At 35.2% G+C, this 4,650-nt stretch carries 5 protein-coding genes; all 5 read right to left on the bottom strand.

All coding sequences use genetic code 11. The features are described from left to right. A partial coding sequence (locus IDG60_RS06935; protein ID WP_156979227.1) for a dihydrolipoamide acetyltransferase family protein occupies window positions 1-965 on the bottom strand: 965 nt, incomplete at its 3' end. A 12-nt stretch (window positions 966-977) separates the two neighbouring features. Further along, window positions 978-1,961 (bottom strand): alpha-ketoacid dehydrogenase subunit beta, encoded by a 984-nt coding sequence (locus IDG60_RS06930; protein ID WP_001096633.1) that lies wholly within the window; start codon window positions 1,959-1,961, stop codon window positions 978-980. After that, a complete protein-coding gene (locus IDG60_RS06925; RefSeq protein ID WP_000568351.1) occupies window positions 1,961-2,953 on the bottom strand; it encodes a thiamine pyrophosphate-dependent dehydrogenase E1 component subunit alpha in 993 nt (330 codons plus the stop codon). The genes IDG60_RS06930 and IDG60_RS06925 overlap by 1 nt, the downstream gene beginning before the upstream one ends. Window positions 2,954-2,968: 15 nt before the next feature. Further along, the gene (gene lpdA, locus IDG60_RS06920) at window positions 2,969-4,390 is read right to left on the bottom strand and encodes a dihydrolipoyl dehydrogenase (RefSeq protein ID WP_001291533.1); all 1,422 of its coding nucleotides are present in this window, start codon (window positions 4,388-4,390) and stop codon (window positions 2,969-2,971) included. A 150-nt stretch (window positions 4,391-4,540) separates the two neighbouring features. After that, window positions 4,541-4,650 (bottom strand): hypothetical protein (locus IDG60_RS22175; protein ID WP_241013344.1); only part of this gene is annotated, 110 nt, incomplete at its 5' end.

Here is a 4,650-nt window from a genome sequence, read left to right as displayed (position 1 = left end):
GTTGCTAAAGTATTAATTTCTCTAGCTATACCTTTGATTGACTTTTCGTCTGCATGCTTAATCACAGGTACGTATAATTTATTTTCATCAGCAACAGCAATTGAAATATTAATGTCTTTATGTAAGACAATTTCATTTCCTTGCCAGCTACTATTTAATAAAGGATATGCTTTTAAAGCATCTGCTACAGCTTTTACAAAGAAAGCAAAGAACGTTAGATTATATCCTTCTTTATTTTTAAAGCTGTTTTTATAATGATTTCTCGTATTCACAAGATTTGTAGCATCTACTTCAATCATCATCCATGCATGTGGAATCTCTGTTACACTATTAACCATATTTTGCGCAATTGCTTTACGCACACCATTTACTGGTATTGTGCTGTTTTCACTATTGTCTTCAGATGATTGGTTACTTGATGTATCTACTGATGTTGATTTTGTTTGAACTTGTTTGTCAGATTGAGCTGTGGTACCACCATTTTCAATAACTGACATTATATCCTTCTTAGTTACACGACCTTCAAATCCACTACCTACAACTTGTGATAAATCAATGTCATGCTCTGAAGCGAGTTTAAATACAACAGGTGAAAAGCGACCATTATTACGAGGTTGATTTTGTTTAGCAGTAAATGTCTGTTCCACTGTTGCACTAGCTTTTTTAGTAGATTTCTGAGTATGCTCATCCACTTTTGCTTGTATCTCTTCAGTTGTTTCATTTGTCTTTTCATCAGCAGTTTCAATTTTACAGATAATTGTATCAATAGCTACTGTCTGCCCCGCTTCAACTAAAATTTCTGTAATTGTTCCTGATATCGTGGAAGGGACTTCAGCTGTCACTTTATCTGTAATAACTTCACATAATGGTTCATATTCATCAATATGATCACCAACAGAAACTAACCATTGTTCAATGGTACCTTCATGAACACTCTCACCTAACTTAGGCATTGTTATTTCCATGACTTTCCCTCCCTAGAATTCTGCTAATTCACGCATTTTATTTAAGATTTTTTCTGGATTCATCATAATTTCATTTTCTAATACAGGAGAAAATGGCATAGATGGTACATCTGGAGCAGCTAAACGCATGATTGGTGCATCTAAATCGAACAAGCAATGCTCTGCAATAATCGCTGACACTTCTGACATAATACTACCTTCTAAATTATCTTCAGTTACAAGTAAAACTTTACCTGTATTTTTAGCACGATCAATAATTGTTTCTTTATCTAATGGATAAACAGTTCGTAAATCAACGACTTCAACGTTGATACCGTCTGCAGCTAAAATATCCGCTGCTTGTAAACAATAATTGACCATTAATCCATAACAAAATACTGTTAAATCTTCACCTTCACGTTTAACATCTGCTTTTCCTAAAGGTACAGTGTAATATTCTTCTGGCACTTCTTCCTTTAAGAAACGATAAGCTTTTTTATGCTCAAAGTACAATACTGGATCATTTGATTCGATAGATGATAATAAAAGCCCTTTAGCATCATACGGTGTGGAAGGAATAACAATTGTTAAACCTGGTGATGAAGCAAATATACTTTCAATACTTTGTGAATGATATAGTCCTCCGTGAACACCGCCACCAAATGGTGCACGAATCGTTAATGGGCATTGCCAATCATTATTTGAACGATAACGCATTTTCGCAGCTTCACTAATAATTTGATTTGTCGCAGGTAAAATAAAATCTGCAAATTGAATTTCTGCAATTGGTCTTTTACCTACCATAGCTGCACCAATGGCAGTTCCAACAATATTTGACTCAGCTAATGGCGTATCGATAACTCTGTCTTCACCATATTGTTGTTGTAGTCCTTGAGTAGTACCAAATACGCCACCTTTTTTACCAACATCTTCACCAAGAATAAACACATCTTTATTTTGTTGTAATGCTAAGTCTTGTGCCTGGCGTATCGCCTCTAAATAAGATAATTTAGCCATTAGTTAAGACTCCCTTCTTCGTACACAAATGCATAGGCTTCTTCGACACTTGGATATGGCGCGTCTTCAGCAGCCTTTGTCGCTTTATTGATGATGTCTTTATGCTCCGCTTCTATTTCTGCCAACCAAGCATCATCGATAATGCCAGCTGAAAGCAACTCTTTTTTGAACTTTTCATTGCAGTCAGCTTTTTTAAGCGCTTCACGCTCTTCTTTCGTACGATATTGGTCGTCATCATCTGATGAATGAGCTGTCATACGACTTGTTACTGCTTCAATCAAAGTTGAACCTTGACCAGAAATAGCTCGATCTCTTGCTTCTTTCATCGCTTTATACATTGCTAATGGATCATTACCATCTACTTGTTCACCATGTATACCGTAACCAAGTGCTCTATCCGATAATTTTTCAGCTGCGTATTGTAATGAATCAGGTACTGAAATTGCATATTTATTATTTATAATGACACATACAAAAGGAAGTTTGTGTACACCCGCGAAGTTTAAACCTTCATGGAAGTCACCTTGGTTTGAGCTACCTTCACCAACAGTTGCTGTTGCAATTTTCTTCTTACCATCCATTTTTAAAGCTAAAGCAGCACCAACAGCATGGGGTATTTGAGTTGCTACCGGTGAACTTTGAGACAAAATATTCTTAGCTCTACTACTAAAGTGTGATGGCATTTGTTTTCCACCAGAGTTAACATCGTCTTTCTTTCCAAACGCTGATAAAAACGTATCATACGCTGAGATACCCATATAAGTAACGAAAGCTAGATCTCTATAATAAGGCGCTGTAATATCACCTTCTTCTAATGCGTATGCCATCCCAATCTGAGTTGCTTCTTGTCCTTGACCACTTACAACAAATGGAATTTTACCTGCACGGTTCAATAACCACAGTCTTTCATCTATTTTTCTACCTAAATCCATCCATTTATATATTACTTTTAGGTCTTCTTCGCTAAGGCCTAATGATTTATAATCAATCATGTTAAATCCTCCTATTTATACGTGAATAGCTCTACTTTCTGCTTTCAATCCTAATTCCATCAACACTTCAGAGATGGAAGGATGTGCGTGTGTTGTTAGTCCTAATTCTAATGCCGAGCCATTCATGAACTGTAACAGTGATGCCTCATTAATCAATTCTGTTACATGTGGACCAATCATATTAATACCCACAATTTCTTCAGTTGATTGATCAATCACCATTTCGCTATACCCTTCGTTTGCGTCATGGCTATCAATCACTGCTTTACCAATTGCTTTAAATGGTACTTTAAAACTTTTAACTTTCATTCCCTCTGCCTTTGCTTGTTCAATGTTTAAACCGATAGAAGCAATTTCAGGTTGTGAATAAATACACTTAGGCATCATGTTATAGTTTACTGGGATTGGGTTCCCCTCAAACATATGATCAACAGCCACAACACCTTCTTTTGATCCAACATGTGCCAATTGTAATTTTCCTATACAATCACCAGCTGCATAAATATGTTTATCTTCAGTTTGTTGAAATTCGTTCGTTAAAATATGTCCTGATGTAGAAAGTTTTATTTTAGTGTTGTTTAAACCAATATCTGATGTGTTAGGTTTTCTACCAATCGATAGCAACACTTTATCTACTTTAATTATGTCTGAAGAAATTTCAAACGTAACACCATCTTCGTTAACATTTATATCATTTTCAGAAAGTTTTATTCCCTCATAGAATTTAACACCACGTGCTGACAATGATTTTTTTAATAGTTGTGAAGCTTGTTTACTTTCAGTTGGTAAAATTCTTTCACCTGCTTCTATAACTGTTACGTCAACACCTAAATCTATCATCAATGATGCAAATTCCATTCCGATAACACCACCACCAATAATACCAATACTTGATGGTAACGTCTTTAATGATAATATATCATCGCTAGATAAAATTTTATCATGATCAAATGATAAGAATGGCAACTCTGCAGGCGAAGAACCAGTTGCAATTAATACAAATTGGTTGGGTAATAAGTCTGATTCACCATCTTCATATTCGACAGAAATTGTGCCACTTTGAGGTGAAAATATAGATGTACCTAGAATACGTCCCGTGCCATTATAAATGTCAATGTGATTGTGTTGCATTAAATGCTTTACACCTTGATACATTTGATTAATAATGTCTTCTTTTCGTGCCAACATATTTTCAAAATTAACATTAGCATCTTTGACATCAACGCCAAACATTGCTGCCTGTTTTACTGTTTGAAATACTTCAGCAGATTTAAGCAGCGATTTAGTAGGAATACAACCTTTATGGAGACAAGTACCTCCTAATAGTTGTCGTTCTACTATTGCCACTTTCTTACCTAATTGAGACGCACGTATCGCAGCAACATATCCTGCAGTACCTCCACCGAGAACGACTAAATCATATTGTTTCTCTGACATGTTCTTACTCCTAACTAATGATATATATCCATTGAAAATTTATTAATACATAGTTTTCATGTCCATTAATTACCTATTTTACATGATTGTCTATTTAGTTTGAATGCACATAAATAAATCCATAAATGAGTATTCAACACACTTTGGAAATTATCTACGTCTTTGATTGTGTTGTATCATTTCTCTTGCATTTTCTCGAGTTAAATCAGTAACACTTGCACCTGAAATCATTCGTGCAATTTCATCTACTTTATCATCGC

It is taken from the genome of Staphylococcus sp. EG-SA-2 (genome assembly GCF_017152085.1).
Note: the sequence above shows the minus strand (reverse complement) of the source record. Positions and strands in the feature narration are given on the sequence as shown.

Bases quoted from the DNA above. Each gene is read 5' to 3' on its own strand.
- IDG60_RS06930 (WP_001096633.1), bottom strand. From the start codon at position 1,961: ATGGCTAAATTATCTTATTTAGAGGCGATACGCCAGGCACAAGACTTA.
- IDG60_RS06925 (WP_000568351.1), bottom strand. From the start codon at position 2,953: ATGATTGATTATAAATCATTAGGCCTTAGCGAAGAAGACCTAAAAGTA.
- lpdA (WP_001291533.1), bottom strand. From the start codon at position 4,390: ATGTCAGAGAAACAATATGATTTAGTCGTTCTCGGTGGAGGTACTGCA.